Annotated in this window: 14 protein-coding genes and 1 other RNA gene; 11 read left to right on the forward strand and 4 right to left on the reverse strand. The window is 60.9% G+C overall.

Going from position 1 to position 14,841, the window contains the following annotated elements:
• The first annotated feature begins 115 nt into the window (after positions 1 to 115).
• Positions 116 to 733 (forward strand): glutathione S-transferase N-terminal domain-containing protein, encoded by a 618-nt coding sequence (locus tag HQ912_RS06120; RefSeq protein WP_047228571.1) that lies wholly within the window; start codon positions 116 to 118, stop codon positions 731 to 733.
• Between the two features lie 16 nt (positions 734 to 749).
• The gene (locus HQ912_RS06125; RefSeq protein ID WP_047228570.1) at positions 750 to 1,163 is read left to right on the forward strand and encodes a ClpXP protease specificity-enhancing factor; all 414 of its coding nucleotides are present in this window, start codon (positions 750 to 752) and stop codon (positions 1,161 to 1,163) included.
• Between the two features lie 1,069 nt (positions 1,164 to 2,232).
• On the opposite strand, the gene HQ912_RS06130 is transcribed toward HQ912_RS06125, so the two are convergent.
• The 4 genes from HQ912_RS06130 to HQ912_RS06145 all read right to left on the reverse strand — a co-directional run bounded on the left by HQ912_RS06130 (position 2,233) and on the right by HQ912_RS06145 (position 5,686).
• Positions 2,233 to 2,811 (reverse strand): BON domain-containing protein, encoded by a 579-nt coding sequence (locus tag HQ912_RS06130; protein WP_047228807.1) that lies wholly within the window; start codon positions 2,809 to 2,811, stop codon positions 2,233 to 2,235.
• On the reverse strand, positions 2,808 to 3,401 hold the full coding sequence (locus HQ912_RS06135; protein WP_007928463.1) for a phosphoheptose isomerase: 594 nt from the start codon (positions 3,399 to 3,401) through the stop codon (positions 2,808 to 2,810). The genes HQ912_RS06130 and HQ912_RS06135 overlap by 4 nt, the downstream gene beginning before the upstream one ends.
• A gap of 111 nt (positions 3,402 to 3,512) precedes the next feature.
• Positions 3,513 to 3,875: a YraN family protein gene (locus tag HQ912_RS06140; protein ID WP_047228808.1), complete on the reverse strand. Its 363-nt coding sequence runs from the start codon at positions 3,873 to 3,875 to the stop codon at positions 3,513 to 3,515.
• Complete coding sequence (locus HQ912_RS06145; RefSeq protein ID WP_107321907.1) at positions 3,875 to 5,686, reverse strand: penicillin-binding protein activator; 1,812 nt, start codon at positions 5,684 to 5,686, stop codon at positions 3,875 to 3,877. Before HQ912_RS06145 ends, HQ912_RS06140 begins: the two co-directional genes overlap by 1 nt.
• A gap of 209 nt (positions 5,687 to 5,895) precedes the next feature.
• On the opposite strand from HQ912_RS06145, the gene rsmI reads away from it, so the two are divergent.
• The 9 genes from rsmI (at position 5,896) to mraY (ending at position 14,838) form a co-directional block, all read left to right on the forward strand.
• On the forward strand, positions 5,896 to 6,768 hold the full coding sequence (gene rsmI, locus HQ912_RS06150) for a 16S rRNA (cytidine(1402)-2'-O)-methyltransferase (protein WP_076383607.1): 873 nt from the start codon (positions 5,896 to 5,898) through the stop codon (positions 6,766 to 6,768).
• A 74-nt stretch (positions 6,769 to 6,842) separates the two neighbouring features.
• Positions 6,843 to 7,196, forward strand: an RNA gene (gene rnpB / locus HQ912_RS06155) — RNase P RNA component class A.
• A 308-nt stretch (positions 7,197 to 7,504) separates the two neighbouring features.
• Complete coding sequence (gene mraZ / locus HQ912_RS06160; protein WP_003205355.1) at positions 7,505 to 7,960, forward strand: division/cell wall cluster transcriptional repressor MraZ; 456 nt, start codon at positions 7,505 to 7,507, stop codon at positions 7,958 to 7,960.
• Entirely contained in the window at positions 7,957 to 8,904 is a 948-nt protein-coding gene (gene rsmH / locus HQ912_RS06165; RefSeq protein ID WP_047228811.1) for a 16S rRNA (cytosine(1402)-N(4))-methyltransferase RsmH, read from the forward strand. Before mraZ ends, rsmH begins: the two co-directional genes overlap by 4 nt.
• Positions 8,901 to 9,194: a cell division protein FtsL gene (gene ftsL / locus HQ912_RS06170; RefSeq protein ID WP_173406579.1), complete on the forward strand. Its 294-nt coding sequence runs from the start codon at positions 8,901 to 8,903 to the stop codon at positions 9,192 to 9,194. The genes rsmH and ftsL overlap by 4 nt, the downstream gene beginning before the upstream one ends.
• Positions 9,194 to 10,933: a penicillin-binding protein 2 gene (locus HQ912_RS06175; protein WP_172833814.1), complete on the forward strand. Its 1,740-nt coding sequence runs from the start codon at positions 9,194 to 9,196 to the stop codon at positions 10,931 to 10,933. The genes ftsL and HQ912_RS06175 overlap by 1 nt, the downstream gene beginning before the upstream one ends.
• Positions 10,933 to 12,396, forward strand: coding sequence for a UDP-N-acetylmuramoyl-L-alanyl-D-glutamate--2,6-diaminopimelate ligase (locus HQ912_RS06180; protein WP_047228814.1), 1,464 nt, complete (start codon positions 10,933 to 10,935; stop codon positions 12,394 to 12,396). Before HQ912_RS06175 ends, HQ912_RS06180 begins: the two co-directional genes overlap by 1 nt.
• Positions 12,389 to 13,756 carry a UDP-N-acetylmuramoyl-tripeptide--D-alanyl-D-alanine ligase gene (gene murF, locus HQ912_RS06185; RefSeq protein WP_076383609.1) on the forward strand — a complete coding sequence of 456 codons (1,368 nt, stop codon included), beginning with the start codon at positions 12,389 to 12,391 and terminating at the stop codon, positions 13,754 to 13,756. The genes HQ912_RS06180 and murF overlap by 8 nt, the downstream gene beginning before the upstream one ends.
• Entirely contained in the window at positions 13,756 to 14,838 is a 1,083-nt protein-coding gene (gene mraY / locus HQ912_RS06190) for a phospho-N-acetylmuramoyl-pentapeptide-transferase (RefSeq protein ID WP_047228816.1), read from the forward strand. Before murF ends, mraY begins: the two co-directional genes overlap by 1 nt.
• Positions 14,839 to 14,841: the final 3 nt, after the last annotated feature.

Genomic DNA, 14,841 nt, shown 5'->3' on the forward strand with positions numbered 1-14,841 from the left:
CCCAAGGGCGTCTCTGGATGTAACGAACCTGGTCCGCCAGGTGTTACGGGAGGCGCCCTTTGGGCGCGCTCGTTTTTCCGTTTTTCGATAATTTCAACAAGCGAGGAGGATCGCCATGGGCGTGACCAATCGGTTGGCCTGTTACTCCGACCCCGCCGACCACTACTCCCACCGGGTACGCATCGTACTGGCAGAGAAGGGTGTCAGCGCCGAGATCATTTATGTCGAAGCGGGCCGTCAGCCGCCGAAGCTGATCGAGGTGAACCCTTACGGCAGCCTGCCCACGCTGGTCGATCGTGACCTGGCATTGTGGGAGTCGACAGTGGTGATGGAATACCTGGATGAGCGTTATCCGCATCCGCCTTTACTGCCGGTATATCCTGTTGCGCGGGCCAACAGCCGTTTGCTGATCCATCGCATCCAGCGTGACTGGTGCGGGTTGGTGGACCTGATCCTGGATTCACGAACCAAAGAACCTGCGCGGGTCGTGGCGCGCAAAGAATTGCGTGAAAGCCTGACTGGCGTATCGCCGCTGTTCATCGACAAGCCATTCTTCCTCAGTGAGGAACAAAGCCTGGTGGATTGCTGCCTATTGCCAATACTCTGGCGTTTGCCGATTCTGGGTATTGAACTGCCGCGGCCTGCCAAGCCGTTGCTTGATTATATGGAGCGCCAATTTGCGCGTGAGGCATTCCAGGCGAGTCTGTCTGGTGTCGAACGTGACATGCGCTAAGGCTTAGGGAGCCGCTATGAACTCCAGTCGACCTTATCTGGTCCGCGCGCTCTACGAGTGGATTGTGGACAACGATTGCACCCCGCACATGCTGGTCAACGCCGAGTATCCATCGGTGCAGGTGCCGCAGGGTTTTGCCAACGATGGGCAAATTGTCTTGAACGTATCACCGGCCGCCGTGCGTCACCTGCACATGGACAATGATGCGGTCAGTTTCGAGGGACGTTTCGGGGGTGTGCCACACACCCTGTACGTGCCTATCGCCTCGATCCTGGGGATTTATGCCCGGGAGAATGGTCAGGGTATGGTGTTCGAGCTGGAATCGCCGTTGGACGGCGAAGAAGAGTTCGAGGCTGATGATGACCTGCCGCCACCGGATGACGAGCCGCCGCGTCCTAGCGGGCGGCCTAGTTTGAAAGTGGTGAAATAGCTGGCAGATATGTGCCACAAGGCCATGTAGCCACAGGTTGTGTGAAGGCCTGGCAAGTTGGTTTAGAGAATGCCTGTGTCGCGAGATGCGGGCATTTTTTTTGTGTCGTTGGTGGGTGTGTATATCCGTTTCTGCGGTAACGGCTACTTATGGTTCCGCTCTTACAGCGGCTCACTTTTGAGAAGCGCAAAAGTAAGCAAAACGCTTCTGCCCCACCACTCGGTGCCTCGCCTAGGCTCGGCATGCCCGAACGAAGGCATTGCTCCGTGGGCCCGCCGCGAAGGGCCATCCATGGCCCAGCGCGGCTATCCCGGCATCCATGCCGGGATGCCCACTGCGCAATGCCTGCGTTCGGCCAGCGTGGTTTAACGGGGCGTCGAGATCAAGATCAAAAGCAGAGCAAGAGCAAGAGCAAGAGCAAGAGCAAGAGCAAGAGCAAGAGCGGGGTAGATGCCAGTATCTATTTAGCTGAACTACCGCTATCGCGAGCAGGCTCGCTCCCACATTGATTTGTGGGGGCTCACACATCTGCAAGCGACACAAAAACCTGTGGGAGCGAGCCTGCTCGCGATGACGCCGGTACATCCAAGCATCACTGCAAACTGACCCTCCACTTTCGCGAGCAAGCTCGCTCCCACAGGGGAAACCCGTTCGCTCCAGAACAGGCCGGCTGTCAGGCCGCCTCGTTTTTGATTTTGATCTGGGGCGCCCCGTTAACCACGCTGGCCGAACGCAGGTATTGCGTAGTGGGCACCTCGGCATGGATGCCGAGGTAGCCGCGCTGGGCCATGGATGGCCCTTCGCGGCGGGCCCACGGAGCAATGCCGGAGTGAGGGCATGCCGAGCCTAGGCGAGGCACCGAGTGGTGGGGCAAAGCGCTTTTGGTTACTTTTGGCGCTCTTCCAAAAGTGACCCGCTGTAAGAGCGGAACCATAAGCCGCCGTTACCGCAGCAACGGATATACACACCGATCAAACCTCCCCCCCCCAAAAAAAAAATGAAGCCAAAAAAAACGGCGCTTTCCGTCTCGGAAGAAGCGCCGTTTTTCTTGAGCACCTGAAGTTCAGTATCAGTCAATGTACTCAAACAACTTGACGATCTTCTGCACCCCGGAAACCCCTTGCACCAGATTGGTCGCCTGCGCAGCCTCCTGCTTGGTCAGCAGCCCCAGCAGATAGACGATGCCATTCTCAGTCACGACCTTGATGCGCGAGCCGGGAATGCTGGCGTCGGTGAGCATCTGCGTCTTGATCTTGGTAGTCAGCCAGGCATCGTTCTGACGCGCCAGCAACGAGGAAGGTGGCAGGACCTGCAGTTCGTTGTGCACGGTCTTGACCCGCTGCACGGCGCTTGCAGCCTGTTCGGCCTTGGCCTTGAGGTCCGCGCGTGGGGTCTGGCCGGCCAGCAGCACGACACCGTTGAAGCTGGTGACGACGATGTGCGAGTTGTTGTCCAGGTCCGGGTCGGCCTTGGCGATGTTCACGCCTGCCTTGGTTTCGATCAACGAATCGTCGATCTTGCTGCCGAAGGTGCGGGTGCCGCGGTCGTCTTCAATCGGCTTTTCCCGGCTGGCGTTAACCACCGATGTGCAGCCGCTGATGCCGAGGCACAGGGTCAGGGCCAGAAGGCCTAGGCGATTAGGGGTCATTCTTCACTCCCGAACAGTTGGCTGTCGATCAAGTCGCAAAGACAATGAATCGCCAGCAGGTGGACTTCCTGAATGCGTGCAGTGACATTGGCCGGTACGCGAATCTCGACGTCCTCAGGCAACAGCAGTGACGCCATGCCGCCGCCATCGCGACCGGTCAATGCTACGACAATCATTTCGCGATCATGTGCGGCCTGGATCGCCTGAATAATATTGGCCGAGTTGCCGCTGGTGGAGATCGCCAGCAACACATCGCCGGGCTGGCCCAGGGCGCGGATCTGTTTGGAGAACACTTCGTTGTAGCTGTAGTCATTGGCGATCGAGGTGATCGTCGAGCTGTCGGTGGTCAATGCAATGGCCGGCAGGCTGGGGCGCTCGCGCTCGAAGCGGTTGAGCAGCTCCGATGAGAAATGCTGGGCGTCGCCGGCAGAACCGCCATTGCCGCACGAAAGCATTTTGCCTTCGTTGAGCAGGGCGTTGACCATCACTTGGCTGGCTTGCTCGATGTGCGGTGCAAGTACGTCCATCGCCTGTTGCTTGGTGTCGATACTGGCCTGAAAAAGCTGGCGAATTCGCGATTGCATGTCCATCTGTGTGACCTTAAGTAGCGCGGCTTATCGGCACAAGCATGTGCGGCGCGCAAAGCAAAGAGCAAAAATTGGGTGAAGGTGTCCGGCTCGGCTCGTCATGGGTGTTGACGTTCAACTGTCGAAGGCATTCTGCAACCAGTTCAACTGATCGGCGTTGCTGTCGATGGCAACCACGTCGAAGCGGCAGGGATGATCGGCCCAGCGAGACTCGATTTGCAGGAAATACTGCGCGGCGAAAACCAGCTTCTGGCGCTTGCGTGCATCGATGCTGTCGAGCGCGCCACCCCATTGAGTATTTTTTCTGTAGCGGACTTCGACGAATACTACTGTATCGCCGTCAAGCATGACCAGATCAAGCTCGCCACGTTTACACAGCCAGTTCTTCGCCAGCAGCCGCAGACCTTGTTGCTGAAGATGCGCGAGAGCCTGGCTCTCGGCATCCCGTCCGCTTTGCTGGCGAGATCGGTCAGGCATCAGCGCTGAGTGTCTGGCAGGCGCTGCACCTGACCGTTGACGAATTCGGCCCACGGCAGTTGACGTTGCACGCGCTGGGACTGCGACACTGCCAGGCTGCCCGACAACCCCTCGATGCGGGTGTCCGGTAATGTCTTTAGCTGACCCAGGCGCGGAGCCAGACGATAAGCATCCGCTCCCATCGCGTACAACCGACCCAGGCTACCGCCGGCCTGGGGCCACTGGGCGGTGACCTGCTTGCGCAGCGGGTCGTTGGCATCGAGCAGCCACGGGGTTTCGCAGAAGCGCACGCCGCTCATGTCGTTGTACTGATTCTGGTCGCCACTGGCGCTGAACACATGCGAGGTGGCGTACACAGGTACGTCGCCGGCGTACTGGAAGTTCAGGGTCGGCTTGATCTGCTGGGCCTGTTGCGGGGTCGAGGCCAGGAACAGGAATTCGATGTCCTGGCGGCGGGACGGCTGGGCCGCGACGGCGGTGTCGACTGTGCTTTGCAGGCGCTTGGCGCGACCTTCGCTCTGGCGCAGATGGAACATGTCGGCAATCTGCTGGGCCAGTTGTACGGGTTGATCGATACGTTCGACAGCGATGATGGTGCCGCCATTGGCCTGCCAGTCCTCGCTGAAGGCTTTGAGGACGCGATCGCCCCATTCACCTTTTGGCACCATGACGGCGGCACGATGCAGGCCGTCCGTACGGGCGCGACGCGATACTTCGCGGGCTTCGTCTTCCGCGGCCAGGCCAAACTGGAACAGTTGGGCCGGGCCTTGCTCGCCTTCGCTGTAATTGAGCGCGAGGGTCGTGATCGGCAGTTGCGGGCGGGTGCTGAGCTGCTTGACCAAGGGTTTTTCCAGCGGGCCGACCACCAGTTGCACGCCGTCGGCCTGCGCCTTGCGATAGAAATCATCCAGGGAGGTCAGGCGCGAGCTGTCATAAAACTGAATGCTTGGCGGGTTCTGCCCGGCTTGTTGGGCCTGATAGTGGGCAGCCATGAAACCTTCGCGCAAAGCTCTGGCGACCGAGGACAGCGGGCCATCCTGGGGCAGCAGCAAGGCGATCTTGCTCAGGGGCTGGCTCGCCAGTTCCTTGAGCTTGACCAGCGGCGTCGGCAACTGGAGCGCGGCCGGGTGCTTGGGGTTCTGCTCGCGCCAGCTGTCGATAGCCGCCTGTTGCTGTTCCAGCGTACCGGCAGTTTTTACAGCCTGGGCCAAACTCAGCCAGCCACCCAGGTCGTCGGTGGTGGTCGGTTGCAGTTGATCGGTGGGCAGCGAGGCGATCAACGACCAGATCGCCTCGTGGTTTTTCGCCGCCGCTTCGTTTTCAAGCAGGGGCGCAATGAAGATCCGTTCCTTGGCGGCGGCCAGGGTCTGGCCATCGGCCTCGAGGGCGCGGGCGTGGACGGTGCCGGTACGGACCTGCTGTTCCACCGGTAGCTCGCCCAGGTGCTGCAGGCTCGGGTGGCTCAGGGCGCTCAGCGCTGCTTTGGGTTGATTGCGCGTCATTGCCAGTTCGGCCGCCAGAGTGCTGGCGAAAATCTGCTGGCCGGGCTTGAGTTGCTCCATCGGCACCTGTTGCAGGATCTGCGCGGACTGGCCGGCATTGCCCTGGCGGTAGGCCAGGTCTGCTGCACTCAGGCGCAACAGGGCGGCTTTTTCCGGGGTTTTGCTTTGAGTGGCCTGTTCGAGCAACTGCTCGATACTGGCATCCGGGGTCCGTGGAAGTTCGCCAAGGCTGGAGGAGGGCGAGCTGGCGCAGGCCGCCAGAAGGGCAGCGAGGCAGAGGGCGGAGAGCAGCCGCAGGCAAGCGATCATGTAAATGTTCCTGATACGAGATCAAATTAGCGTCGAATTGTACCCAAGCACTGGCCGGGGCGCGATGTTAGTGGCGTGAATCGATCAATTTAGGTATTTCAAATGTTGCGGCGCAGCACGGCAGGTCGCCGGACAGCGAGGCGCTGCGGGCAGTCGTGACGCACACTACGCGCTACAATGGCGGTTTTACCGATCATGAGGTGTGCGCTTTGACTGCTCCAGGTGCTTTGAATTCCGCTGCCGGCTCGCTTTATGTGGTGGCGACGCCCATCGGCAACCTGGACGATATCAGTGCCCGGGCGCTGAAAATCCTGCAGGAGGTGGCCCTCATTGCGGCCGAAGATACGCGCCACTCTCAACGCTTGTTGCAACATTTCGGCATTTCAACGCCGTTGGCGGCCTGTCATGAGCACAACGAGCGGGAAGAAGGCAGTCGTTTTATCACTCGTTTGTTGGCGGGCGATAACGTCGCGCTGATTTCCGACGCGGGTACACCGCTGATTTCCGACCCTGGCTATCACCTGGTGCGCCAGGCTCGGGCGGCCGGTATCAGCGTAGTGCCGGTGCCGGGGGCGTGCGCCTTGATCGCAGCCCTTTCGGCGGCGGGCCTGCCGTCGGACCGTTTCATTTTCGAAGGTTTTCTGCCAGCCAAGGCGGTGGGGCGACGGGCGCGCCTGGAGTCTATAAAGGAGGAGCCGCGTACGTTGATCTTTTATGAGGCGCCGCACCGCATCCTTGAATGCCTGCAGGACATGGAGCTGGTGTTTGGTCCGGAGCGCCCGGCGCTGCTCGCCAGGGAGCTGACCAAAACCTTCGAAACCCTCAAGGGGTTGCCGCTGGCGCAGTTGCGCGCCTTCGTCGAAGGCGATAGCAACCAGCAGCGCGGTGAATGCGTCGTGCTGGTGGCGGGCTGGACGGCGCCGGACAATGAAGAGACCGTCAGCAGTGAAGCGATGCGCATCCTGGACCTGCTGCTTGAGGAAATGCCCCTCAAGCGCGCCGCCGCTCTCGCGGCGCAGATTACCGGCGAGCGTAAGAACGTCCTGTATCAGGTCGCGCTGGAAAAACAGAAGGGCCAGTGAAACCGGGGCGCGGGGCTGGCCAAGGGCTTTTAGCGCTTGTTCTTCGGCCGCTCTGCCGTTAACCTTCGCGGCGGAGAGTCGATCGGACAGTCGCTGCCCTCTATGAAAATTAGGGGGGGGAGGAAAGTCCGGGCTCCATAGGGCGAAGTGCCAGGTAATGCCTGGGAGGCGTGAGCCTACGGAAAGTGCCACAGAAAATAACCGCCTAAGCGTTTCGGCGCCGGTAAGGGTGAAAAGGTGCGGTAAGAGCGCACCGCACGGCTGGCAACAGTTCGTGGCTAGGTAAACCCCACTTGGAGCAAGACCAAATAGGGTCCCAAGGCGTGGCCCGCGCTGGGACCGGGTAGGTTGCTAAAGATGTCCAGTGATGGCCATCGTAGACGAATGACTGTTCAAGACAGAACCCGGCTTACAGATCGACTCTCCACCTTTTCCCCTCCTGCCAGAATCGCTGGCAGACGCAATTGCTAAGACCAAAAAAATCTTACTCTTAACAAATCACTTTAACTTCTGAGCGCAGCTTCCTGTGTTCGCTGAAGTTGTGGCGAAAAATCCTACGTCAGATTCCCATCGCCCCTCCAGATACGCTCCTAAATCTCCGATCTATAAGGCTTTTCCTTCACTCCGCGCCTTGACGGTGCGGTGGGCGCATTCCTATAGTGTGCGCAAGTGGCGGAAAGTGGCATGAAGTGGGTTTTTTGAGCGTAAAACGCAAAATTTTTGGAGAAACGCTGACGTGTTTCGCGGAGCTAACGCTATCAGTCTCGATGCAAAGGGCCGTCTCGCCATGCCGAGCCGGTACCGTGACGAGCTCGTTTCGCGTAGTTCCGGGCAGTTAATCGTCACGATCGACGCCGTTGACCCATGTTTGTGTGTTTACCCTCTTGATGAGTGGGAAATCATCGAAACCAAACTGCGCGCACTGCCTTCACTGCGTGAAGAAAACCGCCGCCTGCAACGCTTGCTGATCGGTAACGCCGTCGACCTCGAACTCGACGGCAGCGGTCGTTTCCTGGTTCCGCCGCGCCTGCGCGAATACGCCAAGCTGGACAAGCGCGCGATGCTGGTGGGCCAACTGAACAAGTTCCAACTGTGGGACGAAGATGCCTGGAATGCGGTCTCTGCCGCTGACCTTGCTGCTATTCAACAACCGGGCGCCATGCCTGATGAACTGCGTGATTTGATCCTGTGACTATTGATAGCGGCTTTAACCACATCACCGTACTGCTTGACGAAGCCGTCGAGGCTCTCGCCGTACGTCCTGATGGCTGCTATCTGGATGGCACGTTCGGGCGCGGCGGGCATAGCCGGCTGATCCTCAGCAAGCTCGGTCCGGACGGTCGGCTGCTGGGGTTCGACAAGGATCCTCAGGCGATTGCCACCGGGCAAGCGCTAGCGGCCGAAGACGGCCGCTTTGTCGTTGTGCAGCGCAGCTTTGCGGAGCTGGGATCGGAAGTCGCCCAGCGTGGCCTGGCTGGCAAAGTCAGTGGCGTCTTGCTTGACCTGGGCGTGTCTTCGCCGCAGTTGGACGACCCTGAGCGCGGCTTCAGTTTTCTCAATGATGGCCCGCTGGACATGCGCATGGATCCGTCCCGCGGAATCAGCGCCGCCGAATTCGTCAATACCGCTGCGGTGGAAGAAATCGCCCGTGTTTTCAAGGAATACGGCGAAGAACGTTTTTCCGGTCGCATGGCCCGTGCCGTGGTTGAGCGTCGCGATATCAAACCGTTCGAGCGCACCGGCGACCTGGCCGAAGTGCTGAAAGTCGCCAACCCGGCATGGGAGAAGGGCAAGAACCCGGCTACCCGGGCTTTCCAGGGTTTGCGCATCCACGTCAATAATGAACTGGGTGATCTGGAGGCCGGCCTTGAGGCGGCACTTGAAGCACTTGAGGTCGGCGGGCGACTGGTGGTGATCAGCTTCCATTCCCTGGAAGACCGTATCGTCAAACTGTTCATGCGCAAGCTCACCAAGGGTGAGGCCGATAACCTGCCGCGCAACCTGCCGGTGCGTTTCGAAGCCTTCGTGCCGAAAATCAAGATTCATGGCAAGGCGCAGTTCGCCTCCGAGGCTGAACTCAAGGCCAACCCGCGTGCCCGTAGCGCCGTCATGCGTGTTGCGGAGAAGTTGCGGTGAGCAAGCTCTTCGCCAAGCCCCTGCCTGGCGGCAGCTTTTTCATGCTGCTGTTGTTTATCGGCGTGCTCGTGTCGGCCATCGCCGTGTCCTACAGCGCGCACTGGAACCGGCTGTTGCTCAACACCCTTTACAGCGAACTGAGCGTGCGCGACAAGGCCCAGGCCGAGTGGGGCCGGTTGATCCTGGAGCAGAGCACCTGGACCGCCCATAGCCGCATCGAAGTACTGGCGACCGAACAGCTGAAAATGCGCATTCCCGGGGCTGCCGAAGTGCAGATGGTGGCGCCATGATGAAGCTCGAAGGGGCACTCTTTCCGTGGCGCTTCCGCCTGGTCCTGGGCCTGCTCGGGATCATGGTGGCGGCCATCGTCTGGCGGATCATCGATCTGCAAGTGGTCGACCGTGACTTCCTCAAAGAGCAGGGTGATGCCCGTAGCATGCGGCACATCCCGATCCCGGCTCACCGTGGCCTGATCACCGACCGCAATGGCGAACCGTTGGCTGTGAGCACCCCGGTGACTACCCTGTGGGCAAACGCCAAGGAAATGCAGCAGGCCAAGGAAAAGTGGCCGGCCCTGGCCGTCGCCCTTGGCCAGGACCCCAAGGCCCTGGCCGAACGCCTTGAAGCCCAGGCCAGCAAAGAATTCATCTATCTGGTGCGCGGGTTGACGCCCGAGCAAGGCCAGAGGGTGCTCGACCTGAAAGTGCCGGGCGTCTACGGCATCGAAGAGTTCCGGCGTTTCTACCCGGCCGGTGAAGTGACCGCCCACATGGTCGGCTTTACGGACATCGACGACCGGGGGCGAGAAGGGGTCGAGTTGGCCTACGACGAATGGCTCGCCGGGGTTCCCGGCAAGCGTCAGGTCATCAAGGATCGGCGTGGCAGGCTGATCAAGGATGTCCAGGTCACCAAAAACGCCAAGGCCGGCAAGCCCTTGGCGTTGTCCATTGATCTGCGCCTGCAATATCTGGCCAACCGTGAGCTGCGCAATGCCATCGTCGAGAACGGTGCCAAGGCCGGCAGCCTGGTGATTCTCGACGTGAAGACCGGCGAGATCCTGGCCATGGTCAACCAGCCCACCTATAACCCGAACAATCGCCGCAACCTGCAACCGGCGATGATGCGCAACCGCGCGATGATCGACGTGTTCGAACCGGGCTCGACCATGAAAGCCGTTTCCATGGCGGCGGCTCTGGAAACCGGGCGCTGGAAGCCGGGGGATACGGTCGAGGTGTATCCAGGCACTTTGCAGATCGGCAAGTACACCATTCGGGACGTCTCCAAGACCGAAGGTCCGGTGCTTGACCTGACCGGCATCCTGATCAACTCCAGTAACGTGGGCATGAGCAAGATCGCCTTCGATATCGGTGGGGAAACGATTTACCGTCTTGCCCAGAAAATCGGTCTTGGCCAGGGCACTGGCCTGGGCTTTCCTGGCGAGCGGGTCGGCAATCTGCCGAACTACCGTGAGTGGCGCAAGGCCGAAACGGCCACGTTGTCATACGGCTACGGTGTTTCCGTGACCGCGATCCAGTTGGCCCACGCGTTTTCGGTGCTGGCCAACAACGGCCGCATGACACCGCTGTCACTGATCAAAACCGACAAGGCCCCGGAGGCTACTCAGGTCATTCCGGAGGACGTCGCCAAGACCATGCAAGGCATGCTGCAACAGGTGATCGAAGCGCCGCGTGGGGTGTACCGCGCCCAGGTGCCGGCCTATCACGTGGGCGGCAAGTCGGGTACGGCCCGCAAAACCTCCGCGGGCGTCAAGGGCTATGCCGAGAATTCCTACCGTTCGCTGTTCGCCGGTTTCGGCCCGATGAGCGACCCGCGCTACGCCGTCGTGGTGGTCATCGACGAACCGAGCAAGGCCGGCTACTTCGGGGGGCTGGTTTCGGCACCGGTGTTCAGCAAAGTGATGTCCGGCACCCTGCGCCTGATGAATATCACCCCGGATAACCTGCCGCCGACCCAGCAAGCCAATACCGCGCCGGTCGTACCCTTGAAAGCCGAAGGAGGGCGTGGCTGATGTCCCTGAGCCTGAACAAGATTTTTGCCCATGCGGGCCACGATCTGCTGATTCGCGAATTGGCCCTGGACAGCCGCCACGTGCGTGCCGGGGATCTGTTCCTGGCCGTACCGGGTGCCCGGTTCGACGGTCGCGCCCACATCGCCGACGCCTTGAAGCGCGGCGCGGCTGCCGTGGCTTATGAAGTCGACGGCGCGACCGTGCTACCGATCACTGATGTGCCGCTGATTCCGGTCAAGGGCCTGGCGGCCCAGTTGTCGGACATTGCCGGGCGTTTTTACGGCGACCCGAGTCGTCACTTGAACCTGATTGGCGTGACCGGCACCAACGGCAAGACCAGCGTTTCCCAACTGGTGGCCCAGGCCTTGGATCTGCTGGGTCAGCATTGCGGCATCGTCGGGACCTTGGGTAACGGATTCCACGGCGCGCTGGAGAGTGGCCTGCACACCACGCCGAACCCGATCGCCGTGCAAGCAACCCTGGCCGACCTGAAAAAGGCCGGAGCCAAGGCTGTTGCGATGGAAGTCTCTTCCCATGGCCTGGATCAGGGGCGCGTGACGGCCTTGGCGTTCGACGTCGCGGTATTGACCAACCTGTCGCGCGATCACCTGGATTACCACGGCACCATGCAGGCTTACGGCGAAGCAAAAGCCAGGTTGTTTGCCTGGAATGACTTGAAATGCCGGGTCCTCAACCTTGACGACGCGTTCGGCCGGCAATTGGCCGCCGATAAGCGCGAGTCCCGGTTGATCACCTACAGCCTGGAAGATGCCAGCGCCTACCTTTATGTACGCCAGGCGCAATTCGATGACGAAGGCGTGCGCGCGACCTTGGTTACGCCCCAAGGCGAACACCACCTGCGCAGCACCTTGTTGGGGCGTTTCAACCTGAGCAATGTGTTGGCCGCCGTGGGTGCCTTGCTTGGCCTGGACTACGCCCTGGATGAAATCCTCAAGGTCCTGCCCAAACTCGAAGGGCCGGCCGGACGTATGCAACGGCTGGGCGGCGGAACGCAACCGTTGGTGGTGGTCGATTACGCCCATACCCCGGATGCGTTGGAAAAAGTCCTGATGGCCCTGCGGCCACACGCCAAGGGCAAGTTGCTGTGCCTGTTCGGCTGCGGCGGTGATCGTGACCGTGGCAAGCGTGCGCTGATGGCCGAAGTGGTGGAGCGCTTGGCCGACGGCGTAGTGGTCACCGACGACAATCCGCGCACCGAAGACCCGTCGCAGATTTTCGACGACATCCGCGCCGGCTTCTCGGCGGTGGATAACGTCACCTTCGTGGCCGGTCGCGGCCAGGCCATTGCCCAGTTGATCGCCGGTGCGTCGGCGGACGACGTCATTGTCCTGGCCGGTAAAGGCCATGAGGACTATCAGGAAATCAACGGCGAACGTCACGCATTTTCCGATTTGGTGGAAGCCGATCATGCCCTGACCGCGTGGGAGGTGGCCCATGCTTAAGGCTTTGAAGCTCAGCGAGCTGACGAATGTCCTGCAGGCGCGGCTGATCGCGGCTGACGCCAGTTTCGATGGGGTGAGCATCGACAGCCGGGCGATTGCCCCGGGGCAATTGTTCGTTGCCCTGGCCGGGCCGCGTTTTGACGGCCACGATTACCTGAACGACGTGGCCGCCAAAGGTGCGGTCGCGGCGCTGGTCGAGCGAGAAGTGACCAACAGCACGCTGGCGCAATTGCAGGTAAACGACACTCGCCAGGCCCTGGGCCAGCTCGGTGCATTGAACCGCGCCGCATACCGCAACCCGGTCGCGGCCATCACCGGCTCCAGTGGCAAGACCACGGTCAAGGAAATGCTCGCGAGCATCTTGCGCACCCGCGGTCCGGTGTTGGCGACTCGTGGCAATCTTAATAATGACCTGGGTGTACCCCTGACATTGCTGGAACTGGCACCGCAACACAGTGCCGCGGTCATTGAGCTCGGTGCCTCGCGGCTCGGTGAGATCGCCTACACCGTGGGCATGACCAAACCTCACGTGGCCGTGATCAACAACGCCGGGACCGCCCACGTCGGTGAGTTCGGTGGTCCGGACAAAATCGTTGAGGCCAAGGGCGAGATTCTCGAGGGGCTGGATGCTGATGGCGTCGCCGTGCTGAATCTTGACGACAAGGCCTTCGAAATCTGGAAGACCCGGGCGGCTGGGCGCAAGGTCCTGACATTTGCCTTGAGCAATCTGGCGGCGAATTTCTACGCCAGCGACCTGGACCGCGATGCTCGCGGCTGCCCGGCCTTCAACCTGCACAGCCCCGACGGTGCAGAGCGGGTCCAGTTGAACCTGCTTGGCACCCATAACGTCGCCAACGCCCTGGCCGCTGCGGCTGCGGCCCATGCTTTGGGCGTGTCGTTGCCGGGCATCGTGGCCGGCTTGAACGCGGTGCAACCGGTCAAGGGGCGTTCCGTTGCGCAATTGGCCAGCAACGGCATGCGCGTGATCGACGACACCTACAACGCCAACCCGACGTCCATGTGCGCCGCGGTCGATATCCTCGCCGGTTTCCCCGGCCGTACCGTGCTGGTGCTGGGAGATATCGGCGAGTTGGGCGAATGGGCGCAACAGGGGCATCACGATGTCGGCGCCTACGCGCGTGGCAAGGTCGATGCACTGTATGCCGTCGGTCCGATGATGGCCCATGCGGTGGCCGCGTTTGGCGAGCACGCACAGCATTTCAGCACTCAGGCCGAATTGATTCAGGCCCTGAGCGCCGAGCAGGACCCGAACACCACCTTATTGATCAAGGGCTCACGCAGTGCCGCGATGGAAAACATCGTCGCGGCGCTGTGCGGTTCCCGTATGGAGAAACATTAATGCTGCTGCTGCTAGCGGAGTACCTGCAACAGTTCCACAAAGGCTTCGCGGTCTTCCAGTACCTGACCCTGCGCGGGATCCTGGGTGTGCTGACCGCGTTGTCGTTGTCGCTGTTCCTGGGCCCGTGGATGATCCGCACCTTGCAGAACCTGCAAATCGGTCAGTCGGTCCGCAACGACGGCCCGCAATCGCACCTGTCCAAATCCGGTACTCCAACCATGGGCGGCGCGCTGATCCTGTCGTCCATTGGCATCAGTACCGTGCTCTGGGCCGACCTGGCGAACCGGTATGTGTGGGTGGTATTGCTGGTGACCCTGTTGTTCGGCGCCATCGGCTGGGTCGACGACTACCGCAAGGTCATCGAGAAGAACTCCCGGGGGCTGCCGAGCCGCTGGAAGTATTTCTGGCAGTCGGTATTCGGCCTCGGCGCGGCGATCTTCCTTTATATGACCGCAGCCTCCCCGGTGGAAACCACCCTGATTCTGCCGATGCTCAAGGATTACAGCATCCCGCTGGGCGCAGGCTTCATCGTGCTGACCTACCTGGTGATCGTCGGCTCGAGCAACGCGGTCAACCTGACTGATGGCCTCGATGGCCTGGCGATCATGCCGACCGTGATGGTGGGCGGCGCGCTGGGGATCTTCTGCTACCTGTCGGGTAACGTGAAATTCGCTGAATACCTGCTGATCCCTTATGTGCCGGGGGCGGGCGAGCTGATCGTGTTCTGCGGTGCGCTGATCGGTGCCGGCCTGGGTTTCCTGTGGTTCAACACCTACCCGGCGCAGGTCTTCATGGGCGATGTCGGCGCGCTGGCGCTGGGCGCGGCCCTGGGCACCATCGCCGTCATCGTTCGCCAGGAAATCGTCCTGTTCATCATGGGCGGTGTGTTCGTGATGGAGACGCTGTCAGTCGTCATTCAGGTTGCTTCCTTTAAATTGACCGGCCGCCGGGTATTTCGCATGGCGCCGATCCACCACCACTTTGAACTCAAGGGCTGGCCCGAGCCGCGTGTGATTGTCCGTTTCTGGATCATCACCGTAATTCTGGTCCTGGTCGGCCTTGCCACCCTGAAGCTGAGGTAGAAC

The sequence above is a fragment of the Pseudomonas sp. MPDS genome (assembly GCF_013283895.1).
In the GTDB taxonomy this organism is placed as follows: Bacteria; Pseudomonadota; Gammaproteobacteria; order Pseudomonadales; family Pseudomonadaceae; genus Aquipseudomonas; species Aquipseudomonas rhizophila.